Origin of the sequence: Sporomusa sp. GT1 (genome assembly GCF_014634905.1) — a bacterium.
In the GTDB taxonomy this organism is placed as follows: Bacteria; Bacillota; Negativicutes; order Sporomusales; family Sporomusaceae; genus Sporomusa; species Sporomusa sphaeroides.
In genome coordinates, this window is sequence record NZ_BMBX01000076.1 from 1 (window position 1) to 519 (window position 519).

1 protein-coding gene is annotated in these 519 nt (G+C 62.2%); it reads right to left on the minus strand.

Annotation, left to right across the window (positions count from 1 at the left end):
• Positions 1 to 519: hypothetical protein (locus GT1_RS21890; RefSeq protein ID WP_223226448.1), on the minus strand; the 519-nt coding region annotated here is incomplete at both ends.

Consider the following 519-nt stretch of genomic DNA (forward strand, 5'->3'; position numbering starts at 1 on the left):
AGTTGCGCCGGTGGGGCCGGTAGTCCCGTCAGCGCCAGTTGCGCCGGTGGGGCCGGTAGTCCCGTCAGCGCCAGTTGCGCCGGTGGGGCCGGTAGTCCCGTCAGCGCCAGTTGTGCCGGTGGGGCCGGTAGTCCCGTCAGCACCGGTTGCCCCAGTCTCGCCAGTCGGTCCAGTTGCGCCGTCAGCTCCGGTTGCACCAGTTGGGCCTGTTGTGCCGTCGGCACCAGTAGGTCCCTCAGGCCCCGTATCACCAGTAGGTCCGGTAGGACCGGTAGGAGTAATATCTTCAATTGTCACAATTGCAGAGCCTTCAGTCACAGTAATATCCAGTGTTGTGGATTGGAAGATCAAACTCTCGCCAAACCCTACAGTGGCTGTTCCTACAGGGCCAAATACGCTAAAGAGAGTTTCTCCGGTATCAAAGGTGCCGGTAGTACCAGTCGGACCGGTCGCACCGTCAGCGCCAGTAGCCCCAGTCGGTCCGGTTGCTCCGTCGGCTCCAGTGGGACCAGTGGGACC